The organism is Bradyrhizobium sp. BTAi1, from assembly GCF_000015165.1.
GTDB classification, from domain to species: Bacteria; Pseudomonadota; Alphaproteobacteria; order Rhizobiales; family Xanthobacteraceae; genus Bradyrhizobium; species Bradyrhizobium denitrificans.
This window is the reverse complement of record NC_009485.1, coordinates 794,835-808,382: the sequence shown is the minus strand read 5'-3', so window position 1 is coordinate 808,382 and position 13,548 is coordinate 794,835. Positions and strand designations below refer to the sequence as shown.

At 65.2% G+C, this 13,548-nt stretch carries 14 protein-coding genes and 1 tRNA gene; 8 read left to right on the top strand and 7 right to left on the bottom strand.

What is annotated here, in order from left to right; all coding sequences use genetic code 11:
• Positions 1-172: 172 nt before the first annotated feature.
• The 4 genes from BBTA_RS03690 to BBTA_RS03670 all read right to left on the bottom strand — a co-directional run bounded on the left by BBTA_RS03690 (position 173) and on the right by BBTA_RS03670 (position 3,793).
• Complete coding sequence (locus BBTA_RS03690; RefSeq protein ID WP_012041101.1) at positions 173-1,081, bottom strand: transporter substrate-binding domain-containing protein; 909 nt, start codon at positions 1,079-1,081, stop codon at positions 173-175.
• 97 nt (positions 1,082-1,178) lie between these two features.
• Positions 1,179-1,772, bottom strand: coding sequence for an SCO family protein (locus tag BBTA_RS03685; protein ID WP_012041100.1), 594 nt, complete (start codon positions 1,770-1,772; stop codon positions 1,179-1,181).
• A gap of 363 nt (positions 1,773-2,135) precedes the next feature.
• On the bottom strand, positions 2,136-2,660 hold the full coding sequence (locus BBTA_RS03675; protein WP_012041098.1) for a hypothetical protein: 525 nt from the start codon (positions 2,658-2,660) through the stop codon (positions 2,136-2,138).
• A 773-nt stretch (positions 2,661-3,433) separates the two neighbouring features.
• The gene (locus BBTA_RS03670; RefSeq protein WP_012041096.1) at positions 3,434-3,793 is read right to left on the bottom strand and encodes a hypothetical protein; all 360 of its coding nucleotides are present in this window, start codon (positions 3,791-3,793) and stop codon (positions 3,434-3,436) included.
• Between the two features lie 164 nt (positions 3,794-3,957).
• On the opposite strand from BBTA_RS03670, the gene BBTA_RS03660 reads away from it, so the two are divergent.
• The 3 genes from BBTA_RS03660 (at position 3,958) to BBTA_RS03650 (ending at position 7,660) form a co-directional block, all read left to right on the top strand.
• Complete coding sequence (locus BBTA_RS03660; protein ID WP_012041095.1) at positions 3,958-4,323, top strand: nuclear transport factor 2 family protein; 366 nt, start codon at positions 3,958-3,960, stop codon at positions 4,321-4,323.
• A gap of 196 nt (positions 4,324-4,519) precedes the next feature.
• Positions 4,520-6,364, top strand: a complete 1,845-nt coding sequence (locus BBTA_RS03655; RefSeq protein WP_012041094.1) for a long-chain fatty acid--CoA ligase — start codon at positions 4,520-4,522, stop codon at positions 6,362-6,364.
• Positions 6,365-6,661: 297 nt separating this feature from the next.
• Complete coding sequence (locus tag BBTA_RS03650) at positions 6,662-7,660, top strand: LacI family DNA-binding transcriptional regulator (RefSeq protein WP_041751211.1); 999 nt, start codon at positions 6,662-6,664, stop codon at positions 7,658-7,660.
• A 32-nt stretch (positions 7,661-7,692) separates the two neighbouring features.
• On the opposite strand, the gene BBTA_RS03645 is transcribed toward BBTA_RS03650, so the two are convergent.
• Together BBTA_RS03645 and BBTA_RS03640 are read right to left on the bottom strand one after the other, a co-directional pair.
• Positions 7,693-8,448 (bottom strand): SDR family oxidoreductase, encoded by a 756-nt coding sequence (locus tag BBTA_RS03645; protein WP_012041092.1) that lies wholly within the window; start codon positions 8,446-8,448, stop codon positions 7,693-7,695.
• A 200-nt stretch (positions 8,449-8,648) separates the two neighbouring features.
• Positions 8,649-8,722: transfer RNA gene (locus BBTA_RS03640), tRNA-Gly, on the bottom strand.
• A 229-nt stretch (positions 8,723-8,951) separates the two neighbouring features.
• On the opposite strand from BBTA_RS03640, the gene BBTA_RS03635 reads away from it, so the two are divergent.
• From BBTA_RS03635 to BBTA_RS03615, 5 genes are all read left to right on the top strand, one after another.
• Entirely contained in the window at positions 8,952-9,356 is a 405-nt protein-coding gene (locus tag BBTA_RS03635) for an SPW repeat protein (RefSeq protein WP_012041091.1), read from the top strand.
• A gap of 204 nt (positions 9,357-9,560) precedes the next feature.
• Entirely contained in the window at positions 9,561-10,133 is a 573-nt protein-coding gene (locus BBTA_RS03630; protein ID WP_012041090.1) for a methylated-DNA--[protein]-cysteine S-methyltransferase, read from the top strand.
• 76 nt (positions 10,134-10,209) lie between these two features.
• A complete protein-coding gene (locus BBTA_RS03625) occupies positions 10,210-11,046 on the top strand; it encodes an AraC family transcriptional regulator (RefSeq protein WP_012041089.1) in 837 nt (278 codons plus the stop codon).
• Positions 11,047-11,098: 52 nt separating this feature from the next.
• A complete protein-coding gene (locus BBTA_RS03620; protein ID WP_012041088.1) occupies positions 11,099-11,458 on the top strand; it encodes a VOC family protein in 360 nt (119 codons plus the stop codon).
• Between the two features lie 38 nt (positions 11,459-11,496).
• Complete coding sequence (locus BBTA_RS03615; RefSeq protein WP_012041087.1) at positions 11,497-11,898, top strand: SRPBCC family protein; 402 nt, start codon at positions 11,497-11,499, stop codon at positions 11,896-11,898.
• A gap of 7 nt (positions 11,899-11,905) precedes the next feature.
• Here BBTA_RS03615 and BBTA_RS03610 read toward each other — a convergent pair whose 3' ends face one another.
• A complete protein-coding gene (locus BBTA_RS03610; protein WP_012041086.1) occupies positions 11,906-13,363 on the bottom strand; it encodes an MATE family efflux transporter in 1,458 nt (485 codons plus the stop codon).
• Between the last annotated feature and the right edge of the window lie 185 nt (positions 13,364-13,548).

The window sequence follows — 13,548 nt, the reverse complement described above, 5'->3', positions numbered from 1 at the left end:
ACCATGTCTCCGAACACCTGTCAGCCATGTCCCCGGGCTGAACAGAAGCGAAGCGATCCAGTCTTCGTCAGACCCTTGGATGGCTTCGTCGCTCCGCTCCCGCAATGACGGTGGATGCGCAGCGAAGATGGGCCCGGCGCGATACGCCTTTGCCCACCCTGGCGTGGAAACATCAGAACGGGCTGATCGAGAAATAGCGCAGCCACAGATCGGTGTAGCGGCCTTTTTCCCAGACCCGGAACAGCGCCCAGTTCAGGGCCTGGCGCAGCAGGTCATTGCCCTTGCGCACCCCGATCCCGACGCCCTCGCCGAAATAGCGGCTTTCGACGAAAGGTCCACCAGAAAAGGCGCAGCAATCGGCGGAATCAGTGCCGTTGACCCAGAACGCCAGCGAAATGCCGTCGCCGAAGATCAGATCGACCTCGGCCCGCCGCAACGCCTGCCGCAGCGCCTCATCATTCGGATAGGTCTTGATCTCGGCGTCGGTGAACATCGCCTTGAGATAGGCCTCATGGGCGGTGCCGGCGATCGCGCCGATCTTCTTGCCCTCGAGAAATTCCGGGCGGATCTCGGTCATGACGGCGTCGCGCCGGGACACGAAGCGCGCCGGCGCCCGGTAATAGGGATCGGAGAAATCCAGCCGCGCCCGCATTTGCGGCGTCACCGCCATCGACGCGATGATCGCATCGCCGCGGTTGGAGGAGAGCGCGTCCAGCAGGGTTTCGAAGCGGCGCATCTGGACGGTGCAGGTCACCTTGATCTCGTCGCAGATGGCTCGCGCCAGATCGACGTTGAAGCCGGCCGGATTGCCATCCGGACCGGTGAAGTTGAACGGGGGATAATCGGTCTCGGTTAGGAAGCGGATCACGGTGAGGCGGGAAAGATCCGGCCGCTCGGGACGGCGGCGCGGATCCCAAAAGCCGGGCACGGCCTGCGGCGCAGCCTCGACCGGCGGCTTGATCGGTGCCTGGGCATGCGCGTCCGACGCGGCACCGGCCACGCCAAGACAGAGCAGCAGGCCCGCAATGGCGGCGCGGGCGGTCCAGATCGACTTCGCAGCTTGTGACAAGACGGTCGGCATTTGCGGTCCCGAGGTCAGCGCGCCTTATAGACCATCCAAGCGCAAATTCGAGGCTGGATTCGGCTGGAAGACAACCCTCCGCCCTAAGCGTTAATGCTCAGAGGTATTTTTTCAGGTCGGCTGCCGCTTCCTCCGGGGTCCGCTTCAGGTTGAAAGGCGCAACGAACCGGCCATTGCGATCCATCAGATACACCAGGGCCGTATGGTCCATGGTGTAGTCGCCGTCCTTGAGCGGAACCTTCTTGGCATAGACGCGGTATTCGGTGAGCACCTTGGCGAGCACCTCGGGATCGCCGGTCAGCCCCTTCAGATGCGGATCGAAGCTGGAGAGGTAATCCTTCATCGTCGCCGGATTGTCTCGCTCGGGATCCACCGAGATGAAATAGGCGTTGACGCTGTCGGCGTCCTTGCCCATGGCGCGCAGCACCTCGGAGATCTCGAACAGCGAGGTCGGACAGACGTCCGGACAATGGGTGAAGCCGAAGAAGATCAGGGTTGGCCGTCCCTGCAGGCTCTGCTCGGTGACGACCGCGCCGCTCTGATCCGTCAGTTGAAACGGGCCGCCGATCGCGGCCGGCGCCGCGATATTCCGCCCGCCCCCCATGATCAGGAACATCAGTGAGAGCCCGACCACCAGGCTGGCGGCAAAGGCGCCGACGATGACGAGCGGGCGCGTGACATTACGCGGCATGCCGAGTTCCTTCACTCTCTTTCAGAAGCAGGCCCGAAGGCCGGCAGCCATGATCTCGAAGAACACAGCCGTCCCATACTTCCCCCACAGACCGACCGCCCCCGTCAGGAGAGCGAGCCCCGCAACGCCAGCCAGCACCGCCGTCAGGCGGCGGCTAGCCGCTGCGGACACGCTTCCTTGCGGTGCTGATTCTTGCGGCGCTGAAAGAGGCTGCATGATGGCCTGCTCATTCGGCGGGGCCACTGCCCCAGAATGGCACAAGCAGCCGCCCGCCTCTCGCCCTCTCAGATAGGCCGCAGCGACGAGCGAGGCAAGCGCTACGGGACCGAGGACGGTGACTTGGCCGGGGGAGAGGACGTCCGTTTAGTGCGCGGCGGACGCCTTGGCAGCCGCCGGCGACATCGCCGGGGCGTTCGGCGCCACCTGAGCCGGAGTTGGCGAGGAGGCCTGGGCATCCATGTAGCAGGGCTTGTACATCGCCTGCAGCTCTTTGCCCTTCAGAAAGATCATTCGCGGGGTCAGGCCGCCGCGCTGTGAGATCCAGCGGCGAATCGGTGACGGATACATCGAGTAGAGCATCTGGGTCGCCTCGGGATTGGTGACGGCCCGGCCGTTGGCACCGAAATCCCAGGCAGCATGGAAGCCGAGATTGGCATGCGAGGTGACGCAGATCTTCTCGTGGGGGATGGCACCCAGGACGATGGTGCAGGCCGAGGCGCACAGACCGTCGATGATGACGTACTCACCGGACGAGCGCAGCCCCTGATATTTGTCGACATAGGTACCGATCCGGCCACCGCGGTCATCGGCGATTCTGACAACGGCATGGCTCGCACCGACGCCGGACAGCAACAGAACAACCGCGAGCAACCCCGTCCAGAATTTCATGTCGAGCCCCAGTTCAACCCGGCGAAGCCGATCTGACCGACTGTGATGCGCTTCTTGTGATGCTTGGATTGCGCCGACCTTACCGACGCACCCCGCTCCCCAGAACCGGAACACGACAGTCAGATCCAAATCGCTAACGCAGCGTGTTTCGAGATCGCGTTTTTGTCCAGGACAGCGCAGCCAACAGAGCCAAATTCAGAGCAAGTGTTGCAAGCCGGCTGCACCAGCGGTTGCCGTAGCAAGAAAATCGCCCCACCCGGGTTCCGAGCATGGCCGGCGCGCCACGAGCAGGGCGGGAGCCCGCCATCATCGCCATATTGCACGACATGCGGATCACGGAGCGCAGAGCACCGGGGAATTACGGGCTTCGAAGCTCATGTCGGCCGCCCAGCGAGCGACGTGCGATCTCCGTTATCGCGCGCTCATGATGATCACGCTGCGGACAATCGTGCGTTGACGACATTTGCGCGGCCTGATCGCCGCACGGCGATTGCCGTCCTGCGGATCGACGACCCGACCGTCACCAAGCGCGAATCAGACCGACGCGCAGCCCGTCACGCTTCGTGGCCTGAGTCGCGGCACATTGCCGGCTGCAGTCGGTTGCAGCGCAACGCAGCCGACTTGCGCGGGCCAGGAGCGCGCAGCCGCAGCTCGGGGTAGACCTCGCTTGGACGGGACTCACTCGGACAGGAATCACTCGGGCTGGAATCGTCCCAACCTCCCGCCGAGGTCGTGGCTGAGGATGCAGTTCCCAACCATATGTCGCGCAGCGACTAATCGTTCGGCAAACGAATGCGTGCACCGAAGGTCACGAGTGCAGCATCGGCAGACCCGAGCTGGATCTGCCGGTCGGGGACTTCCTGGTAGCTACCGTCTTCAGTTTTCCTTAACGCATATTGCCAGACCGTTAACGTCTCTCCACGCGCCAACGCGTCGCGGATGCGGCTCGCGCCGGTGCCCGGCAGCTTGCGCAAATCATCGCGCATCATGCCGATCACCGTCGGGCTCTCGCCCCGATGCAGCTCGAAGAACACCATGCGATTGGGCTTGTCCTGCGGTTTGAGCACCGTATCGGCCGTGAACAGCACGAGACAGATCGCAACTGCGATCAATTTCCAAGTGTCGGACAACATGCAACGCGATCTCCGCACCGTCTCTGCGCGCTCGTATGCGCGGCGCAGCAGATCGGCAACTTACAGTTTCGTCATGCGATATGAGATGACTTCCGACGTAATCGATTCGCGACACGGCGGGCGCGATCATCGCCTCATCATCGTTCACAACATGGAGAGCACCGATGACCGACATCGCCGCCATCGCCGATAGCTACATCGCGCTGTGGAATGCGCGCACATCCGCACAACGGCGCGAACTGCTCGCGCGGCATTGGACCACCGACGCGACCTATGTGGACCCGCTGATGCGCGGCGATGGGCACACGGGCATCGAGGCGCTGGTGGCCGGCGTGCAGCAACGCTTCCCCGACTACAGCTTCAGATTGATCGGGGCGGCCAATGGCCATGGCGATTATGTCCGCTTTCGCTGGGAGCTCGGCCCGACAGGCGAGAGCGGTCCGATCGAGGGCAGCGACGTCGCGGAGCTGAAGGACGGCCGCATCCATCGGATCATCGGCTTTCTCGACAAGGTGCCGGAAGGCGCCTGAGACTCGTCGGCGACCGACAGCGCTCCGATCCGGAGCGCTGTCGCATCCGGATGCGATCGAGCCGTCCCGCTGGCGCCGATCTCCCATGCCCGAGCGCGGGGGCTGGCCATGCGCAATTGCGCTACGTCAAGGTCGGCCGCGATGCGCCGCTGCAAGAGCGGCGCATCGCGACACCTTCAGATCGCCGGAGACGGGCGTGCAGCAATCAGGTCCCATCGATCATCCCCCCGTGGCGGCCGGCGCGCTGGCCGACATCGCGACGCTGCCCGAGCTGTGGCGGTGGCGGTGCCTGCGGAGCCCCGACACGCAGGCCTATCGTCATTTCGACTCACGTCGCGGCGAATGGACCAGCCTCTCGTGGCGCGAGATCGACGCCGTCGTCGATCGCTGGCGGCAGGCGCTCGCGGCAGATGGATTCGGCCCGGGCGAGCGCGCAGCCATCCTGATGCCGAACGGCGTTGCGCATCTCGCGATGGATCAGGCGGCGCTGTCGCTCGGCCTGGTGCCGGTGCCGATGCACGCCGTCGATAATGCCGACAGCATCGCCTACATTCTCGCCGACTGCGGCGCCCGGCTGCTGCTGGTCGATTCGGACGAGCGCTGGAACGAGATCGCCGCCGTCGGCCAGGCGCTGCCCGACCTGAAGCGGATCATCTGTGCCGAGCTGCGCGCCAGCCCCGGAATGGCCGGCGACTCGCGCCTCAAGGCTCTGGACGCGTGGTTGGACGCGGCTGGCGACACCATGCCGCGCGACAATACCGTTCCCGTCGCGCCGCACGACCTCGCCGCCATCGTCTATACGTCGGGCACGACAGGCCGGCCGAAAGGCGTGATGCTGTCGCACGACAATGTCGTCTCCAACCTCAAGGCGATCCATCAGCGCCTCGCGGCGCGTCAGGACGATGTGTTCCTGTCATTTCTGCCATTGTCGCATACGTTCGAGCGGACCGCCGGCTACTACTACCCGATCGCGATCGGCGCCTGCGTCGCCTATGCACGCTCGGTGAAGCAGCTGGCGGAGGATCTGGTGGAGGTCCGCCCCACCATCCTCATTTCAGTGCCGCGCATCTATGAGCGGATCTTTTCCCTGGTCATGCACCACCGCGCGCTCGCCAACCCGATCGAACGGGCGCTGCTCGATCTGACGATCGCAATCGGCAACCGCCGCTTCGATGCGCAGCACGGCGGCGCGCAGCTCGGGACCTTCGATCGCCTCGCATGGCCGTTGCTCAAGCGCGTCGTCGCCGACAAGGTGCTGGCGCGGTTCGGCGGACGCCTGCAGGTGGCGGTCAGCGGCGGCGCGCCGATCGCCGAGCCGGTGGTGCGGCTATTCCTCGCGCTCGGGCTCGAGGTGCTGCAGGGCTACGGCATGACCGAGACCTCCCCGGTGGTCAGCGTCAACACGCCCGACGATAACGACCCGCGCACGGTCGGCCGCGCCCTGCCGGGCATCGAGGTTCGTATCGGCGACAATGACGAGCTGATGGTGCGCGGACCCAACGTGATGCTCGGCTATTGGCACCGGCCGGAGGAGACCGCGCGGATCAAGCAGCCCGACGGCTGGCTGCATAGCGGCGACCAGGCGCGCATCGACCACGGCCGCATCACGATCACCGGACGGATCAAGGACATCCTGGTGACGTCGACCGGCGAAAAGATCGCGCCGGCCGATCTCGAAACCGCGATCCTGACCGATCCGCTGTTCGAGCAAGCGATCGTGATCGGCGAGAACCGGCCGTTCCTGACCGCGATCGTCGTGCTCAACCCGAAGGGCTGGGCCGAGCAGCAGGCACGGCTCGCCGCCCATAGCCAGCGCGGGACCGAGGCCGAGGCAGCCTCCTTGTTGCGGCACATCGCGCGCGCGGTGAAGGCCTATCCGTCCTATGCGACGCCGAAAGCGGTGCATTGGACGCTGGAGCCCTGGACCGTGCAGGCCGGCCTGATCACGCCGACGCTGAAGAACAAGCGCCCGGCCATCGAGCGCGCCTTTGCGAAGGAGATCGAGGCGATCTATGCGAGGCGGCCGGTCGCGGCCGCGTAGCCACCGGCGCGGGTCGCCGCGAAAGCCGAAGCCAGAACGATCCGATCCATCCGACCATCGCAACAGGCTGATCCGAGGCTGGCGCTTCATCGCGCGATCGATCAAAGCGCCGTGCAGGCTGCCGCTGCAGGCGATTGTTATCGATATCACTGGCGATGTATCCTGGCGCGGAAGCGACCCCGCGCTGCCGCGCTTGCAACTCAGGCATGCGGGCATCTCACGTCCACCCCGGAACAAGCGCATGCAATGAAGCAGACCCGGACGACGATCAACCGGAGCCCGAGGCGGCCGGCGACCATGGCGGAGGTCGCGGCGCGGGCGGGGGTGTCCACGATGACCGTCTCGCGTGCCTTGAAGCGAGACGGGGCCGTCTCCGAGGAGACGCGGCGCCGCATCCTCGCCGCCGTCGAGGAGCTCGGTTATGTGCTGGATCTGTCGGCCGGCGCGCTCTCGTCGAAGCGGACCGGCTTCGTGGCCGTGCTGGTGCCCTCGATCAACAATTCCAACTTTGCCGACACCGCCCGCGGCATCACCGAGGTCATCGAGGACCAAGGGCTACAGGTGCTGCTCGGCGCCACGGACTACGACATCGAGAAGGAGGAGCATCTCGTCCAGACCATGCTGACGCGCCGCCCCGACGGCATCATCGTCACCGATGGCCGGCATACGCCCCGGGCACGCCGGATGCTGCAGGCCGCCGGCATTCCGGTCGTGGAGATCTGGGACCTGCCGGCTGAGCCGATCGATCACGTCGTCGGCTTCTCCAATGCCGAGGCGTCGCGCGCGCTCGTCCGTCGACTCTATCAGAAGGGCTACCGCAAGATTGGCTTCATCGGCGGCGCAAGCCGGCGCGACAGCCGCGGCGCCGATCGCAGGCTGGGCTATTTGCGCGCGATCGAGGAGCTCGGCCTGCCTGTCGGCCGCACCATCGCGTTCGGCGATCCGCCGATCTCGATGGAGCAAGGCGGTCAGGCCATCGTCCATCTGATCGAGCAATGGCCCGATGTGGACGCCGCCGTCTGCGTCTCCGACCTCTCCGCATTCGGCGCCATCATGGAGTGTCATCGCCGCGGCTGGGCGGTTCCGGGCCGAATCGGCATTGCCGGCTTTGGCGATTTCGAGGTGTCGCGCTGGGCCTGGCCGCGGATCACGACCGTCGCCGTGAATTGTCGTACCATCGGGCTGGAGGCCGGCCGCATCCTGCTGGGCGCACTCGACGACGTGCAGAGAAAGCGCACGCCGATGCCGGCGACGCTGATCGTGCCCTTCGAGGTGATCGAGCGCGAAAGCACCTGACCCTCATGATTCAACAGCGTTGACGACGCCGCTCAAAGCGAGGCGGTGATGCCGCCGTCGACATAGAGCACGTGCCCGTTGACGAAGGACGATGCAGCCGAGGCGAGGAAGATGCAGGCGCCGACGAGCTCTTCGACCTTGCCCCAGCGCCCCGCAGGGGTGCGTTTTTCCAGCCAGGCAGAGAAGGCCGGATCAGCCACCAGCGCCGCGTTGAGCGGCGTGTCGAAATAGCCAGGCGCGATCGCGTTGACCTGGAGGCCATGCTTCGCCCAATCGGTCGCCATGCCCTTGGTCAGGTTCGCCACTGCGCCTTTCGTTGCCGTGTAGGGGGCAATCGAGGGACGGGCGAGCGCGGACTGGACCGAGGCGATGTTGATGATCTTGCCGGCGCGCCGCCCGATCATATGGCGGGCGCAGGCTTGGCCGACGTTGAACACCGAGGCGATGTTGGTCTGCAGCAGGCGCTGAAACGCCTCGTCCGGAAACTCCTCGAGCGGCGCCCGATGCTGCATGCCGGCGTTGTTGACGAGAATATCGATCGGGCCGATCTCAGCCTCGAAACGATCGACCGCGGCTCTCGCAGCCGCATGATCGGTGACATCGAAAGCGAGCCTGCGTGATCCCGCAATCGCGCTTTCAGCGCGGGCGAGCTTCGTCTCGTCGCGGCCATTGAGCACGATTTCGGCGCCGGCCGCGGAGAGACCGTGCGCGAGCGCAAGGCCGATTCCTTGAGAGGATCCGGTCACCAGAGCACGACGCCCCGTCAGATCGAACAAGTCGACCGCCACCTGTGTCCTCCCGCCAATCGAACGCCGATGAGCCTCAACTATGTTATCGATAACAGGAGCTGTCAATCTCGCCTGGCGACGACCAGTGGCGGGGAATATCTTGGGCTGCCGGTTGGCGCCGCAGCAGGAGGAATCGGGGAAGGCTCGCCGCAAACCAGGAAATCAACTCTGAGGCGGACGCCGGACCGGTCGATGTCGACTGGAGCGGGCGAAGGGAATCGAACCCTCGTATGCAGCTTGGGAAGCTGCCGTTCTACCATTGAACTACGCCCGCACGGGCTCATGATTAGCCGAGAGCATGCGTTTCGCCAAGCGGCTTCTTGTCACCTGCCCCGGGCTTTCGCCGGCCGGCGACATCCCGCCACGCCACCTTTGCGTCTCGCCATTGTGATCGACAGTCCCGTCCATACTGGGAACGAATCGCGCCGATCACGCTTTCCCTGTCGAATTCGGCGCCGTCGCTCGCAACGGCGCGGCCGCCCGAGTCCCTCGGAGGGACGATCATGCGAATCCACAGCCACACCCTCACGGCCCACAAGGCAGACATTCTCGCGATCATGTCGCGCCCCGCCGCACTCGATCTTTATACGCTCGGCTGTGGTCTCTTTCTGATCGGTGCTCCCTGGCTGTTCGGCTTCGCCCACACCGCCGGCCGAGTCGATGCAGAGCTCGTCGGCGCAGCCGTGATCGCATTGTCGATCGCCGGGCTGGTCGCGTTTGCCGATTGGGAGGAGTGGTTGAAGGTCGCACTCGGCGTCTGGCTGATCGCAGCACCGTGGCTGCTCGGCTTCGTCCATAGCTCGGCGATGCATGTGAGTATCGCGATCGGAATCGCGGTCATGTTCCTGAGCCTGCTGGAACTGTGGCTGGCGCATGATCCTGATTTCGCTGATACGACGACCATATAGCTCGCCACGCTGCGCACTCCGCCTTGCAAGCAGATGAATGCGCGCCGCTCTTGCGCGAGCCAACAGACGTCTTCTCTCAGCGCACTTGACAACCACGACCCAAATCAGGGCAAACCCGCCTCCGTCGTGCCGCGCTGTTAACACGTTGTTAACACCATCAAGGCGGCGGTCGCGACAGGGTGTGGCGTGGGTTGGGGTGGCGTCATGAGGCTTGGGTATACGATCTTTGATACGGCGCTCGGCCGCTGCGGCATCGCCTGGAGCGACGCCGGGATCACCGGCGTGCAATTGCCGGAGGCGCGGGAAATCGAGACGCGGCGGCATCTGTTTCGACAATTCCCGGAGGCGCGGGAGCAGCGCCCTTGTGCGAACACCGAACTTGCCATCGAGGGCATCGTCGCCACGCTGCGCGGACGCGATGTCGACTTTTCCGACGTCGTGCTCGACCTCGAAGGCGTGACACCGTTCAATCAGCGCGTCTATGATTGCGTTCGCGGTATCCCGCGCGGTGAGACCCGCAGCGCCGAAGATATCGCGGACGAGTTGCACGTCCCCGAAGCGTTGCATGAGATCGCGCAGGCTTTGACCAACAACGCGTTCGTCCTGATCGTGCCCTGCCATCGCGTGCGCGACATCGGAGGCGGACTGGACAAGCCGTCTCCTAACAGCGGCATCATCTCCAAGCGGCGCCTGCTCTCGCTCGAAGGTGCACGGCCACATGCCGGCCTGACCCTGTTCGACGCCCTGCTCGCAGCCGATCGGCCGCGCGCGTCCTAGAGCCGGTCTCGCGCGCTTCGCCAGATTATCTCGCAGAGGCCCTGCTCTTTTCGGCCTGATGCGCTAGATTGGCGCCATGGCCGCGACCATCCTGTTCGAAAGCCGAGACGTAACCGTATCCGAGTTCCGCTGTGAAGCGGCCCGGGGCGCGCGTCCTTTTGTCGAGCAGTATGGCGGCTACTCGCTCTCTTATGTGCGCAAGGGCAGCTTCGGCTGTCATCATCGCGGCCGCCTCTTCGAGCTGGTGACCGGCGCGCTGCTGGTCGGATATCCCGGCGACGAGTTCATGTGTACACATGATCACGTCTGCGGCGACGAATGCCTGTCGTTCTCCTTCGATGGCGCGGTCATCGATGACATCGGTGGCGGCCAGGCATGGCAGGCCGGAGCGATTCCGCCGCTCCCGGAGTTCATCGCACTCGGCGAGCTTGCCCAGGCCATTGCCGCCCAGAAGCAGACGTTAGGGCTTGACGAAGTCGGTCACATGATCGCTGGCCGTTTCGTGGCGATCGTCACTGGCCGGGAGGAACGGCCGGCCCGCCCAAGCCTTCGTGACCGCCGTCGTGCCGTCGAGAGCGCCCTGTGGATCGACGACAACGCTCACGAAGACATCAATTTGGCGGAGACGGCGCGGGCCGCCGGCATCAGCCCGTTCCATTTCCTGCGACTCTTCGCAGCCACGATCGGCGTGACGCCGCACCAATATCTGATCCGGTCCCGGTTGCGGCGCGCGGCCCAGCGCCTGAGCGCCGAGGATACTTCGGTCACCGATATCGCTTACGATGTCGGCTTTGCCGATCTGTCCAACTTCACCCGGACGTTCACGCGTGCCGTCGGCGTGTCGCCGCTGAAGTTTCGCCGAGCCTCGCGTGGCGAGCGCAAGATTCTCCAAGAACGGCTCCGCCGCCATTGATTAGCTGATCCCGGAGCGTGCGCTGGCGCATGCGAAACACGGGAGACCAGCGATGTACGATCATATTGGACTCAAGGTCGGGAATCTCGACGCCAGTGTCCGCTTCTACGCGGCCGCCTTGGCCCCGCTCGGCCATATTCTCTGCTGCAAGGACGAGACCTCGGCCGGCATCGGACCGAAGGGCGAGCCGCGACTGTGGCTCTATCTCAACGGCAGCGCGGCCAAGGGCCCTGTCCACGTCGCGTTCCGCGCCGCCGACCAGGCGGGCGTCGCCCGATTCCACAGCGAGGGACTGAAGGCCGGCGGCCGCGACAATGGTGGTGCCGGGCCGCGCGCGGATTACAGCCCGACCTACTACGCGGCATTCCTGATCGATCCGGACGGCAACAACATCGAAGCCGTCTGTCCGTGAGACCGAAGCCAAGGCATCCATATAAGGGCATCCATCCAATGGCATCCATCTGCAAGGATATCCCGATCTCCGCATCGGCAGCCGCGGTCTGGGACGCCGTCCGCGACTTTGGCGCGGTGCATACGCGGCTGGCCCCCGGCTTCGTGATCGATACGAAGCGCGACGGCGACGTCCGCATCGTCAGCTTCGCCAATGGCAAGGTGGTTCGAGAGCATCTCATCGACTGCAGCGACGCACGACGGCGTCTCGTCTATGCCATCGACGATGCGCGCATGCAGCGGCACAATGCCTCGATGCAGATCATCCCCGACGGCGAGCAGCGCTGCCGCATGATCTGGATCACCGACGTTCTGCCGCACGACATCGCGCCCTCTATCGAGCAGCAGATGGAGCTCGGTGCGGCGGTCATGCAGAGGACGCTTGCCGATCCGGGCCGCTAGACGCCGATCAGCGCGATGACGGCGGAACGCCCTTCAGCTCGGCCGCCACGACGGCCGGGCGCAGTTCGGCGACCACCGGCTTCGGCCCCCAACGCGTCAGCATGACGCTGGCGAGAGTGAGCACGCCGAGCAGCACCATCGAGGAGGCTGCCAGCAGGAAGAACCCCGTTTCAGTCGCCGCGCCCGCCAGCAGATAGCTGCCGCCCGCGGCGATGAACACCAGCCGCACCGTTTGCACGAGCACGGGGCCGATCACCTTCGCCGCCCCCTGAGAGGCGAAATACAGCGCGATCGCGAGACCGATGAAGGCATACATCGGCGCGGCGATTCTCAGATAATGCGCTCCCGCCGCCCGCGCGCTCGGGTCCTGCGTGAAGATGTCGACCCACAATTGCGGAAAGATCGCGATCACGGTCGAGAGCGCCCCCACGGTGACGAACGAGACGAGCGCCGCCGTCCAGGCAATCCGGCGAGCCCTTGCGATCCGCTCGGCGCCGACCGCCATGCCGACCATCGGCACCGAGGCCATGCCGAACGAAAACGCGACGGTTGTCATCATGAATTCCAGGCGCGCGCCGATGCCGTAGCCGGCGAGCACGGCCGTGCCGAACGTCGCCAGCATATGCGTGAAGATCGCGATCGACAGCACCGATTGCAGCGGCGAGAAACAGGCGATCGCGCCGACCTTGAGGATATCGGCAAACATCGCGCGGCTGATCTTGAGACCGTACAGCTTCGGCCGCACACGGGCGCGTCCCGAGAGCAGATACCAGCCCATCACCGAGATGCTGGCGCTGAACGCGAGCAGCGCACCGGCCGCGACGCCGCGCATGCCGAGCCCGAGGCCCAGGCTCAGCGTTCCACCCAGCACGATCTGCAACACCGCCGCGTTCAGGATCATGAACGATGGCAGCTTCATATTGCCAGTGCCGCGCAGAATGCCCGCCATCGCGTTCATCAGCCACGGCAGGATGGCCCCACCAAAGAACACCTGCAGGTAGGCCGCGGCATGTTCGAGCACCGCACCGCGGCCGCCAAGCACTTGGAGCAGGCGGGGACCGAACATCAGCATCCCGACCATGAAGGTTGCACCGAAGCACAACGCGATCAGCAGCGCATGCGCCGCAAGCGTCGAGGCCCGCTCGGTGTCGCCGGCGCCGAGCGCACGCGCGATCGCCGAAGCGACGCCACCGCCCATGGCGCCGCCGGACATGGTCATCGTCAGGATCACCAAGGGGAAGACCAGCGCCATCGCGGCGAGCGCCTCGATGCCGAGCCGGCCGATATAGGACGTCTCAGCGATGACGACGCAGGTGCCGGCCGAGTTCGCAATGATGTTCGGCCATGCCAACGACAACAGTGTCCGCAGGATCGGTCCGTCAGACAACGCGCTGCGCGGCTGTCGTTCCGCTTGCTTCGGTGTGGCCCGCTCGACCGAACTTTCGGCGAGGCTGTATTCGGACATTTCGTCTCCCAATCCGATCCGCCGTGAAGAGCTGAGTTGTCATCGGGGCCGGAGCAAGGGTGTCTGTAGCACGACGCAGCAGAGCGCCACACGCGAGCTCGCTCATGGGGCTCTGACGAGGACGCAGACACGCGATGCAACTCTCGCAGATATCGCGCTGCAGCGAGGCATGCCTGATGCCATAG